This window comes from Nonomuraea sp. MG754425 (assembly GCF_021699195.1).
Lineage (GTDB): Bacteria > Actinomycetota > Actinomycetes > Streptosporangiales > Streptosporangiaceae > Nonomuraea.
On record NZ_SSXE01000474.1, the window covers coordinates 1 to 660 of the forward strand.

Consider the following 660-nt stretch of genomic DNA (forward strand, 5'->3'; position numbering starts at 1 on the left):
GCCAGCAGGGCATCGGCTTGCGAGCGCAGGAAGTCGGCCCAGGTGGTGGAGGCCCGCTCGGGCGCCGGATCGAGACCTTCCTGCTTGAGGATCTCCCACACCGTGGACGGCGCGACCTTGATACCAAGCGTGGTGAGTTCACCATGCACCCGCCGATAGCCCCAGCTCGGGTTCTCCCGAACCAGACGCAGGACAAGAACGCGGATGGAGCGGACCGTGGGCGGGCGCCCACGCCGCTTCGGCCGGCAGGTACGGGCATGCCGCCGTCCCATCAGATCGCGATGCCAGCGCAGCACGGTATCCGGTTGGATGAGCAGCCGCAGCCGACGCAGGACCTCCCGGGGCAGCGAGGTCAGGAGCGCAGACAGGAAGGCTCGGTCCGCGGATGCGAATCTCACCCGGGTGTCGGCGCCGAGTTGGCGTTCAAGGACGGTGACCTGGTGCCGCAGGGCGAGGATCTCCACATCCTTGTCCCGATCGCCCATAGGCAGCAACCGCAGCGCGGCGAAAGCGTTTGTGACGGTCAGATAGGCCAGGCGAAGGAGCACAGCCGATCATCTTGCCGTACGCGCTCCCGTCTCCTGAGTCCGGAGCTCGCGTACTCCACACAAAGCCCTCGCAGGGCCACGACCTGGGCGGATGTAATTATCGGCAGGCGCA

General features: G+C 67.0%; 1 protein-coding gene. It reads right to left on the reverse strand.

Annotated features, from left to right (window positions below):
- The coding region (locus tag FAF44_RS53545) for a hypothetical protein (RefSeq protein WP_237111173.1) at positions 1-548 on the reverse strand (548 nt) is incomplete at its 3' end.
- Positions 549-660 lie beyond the last annotated feature (112 nt).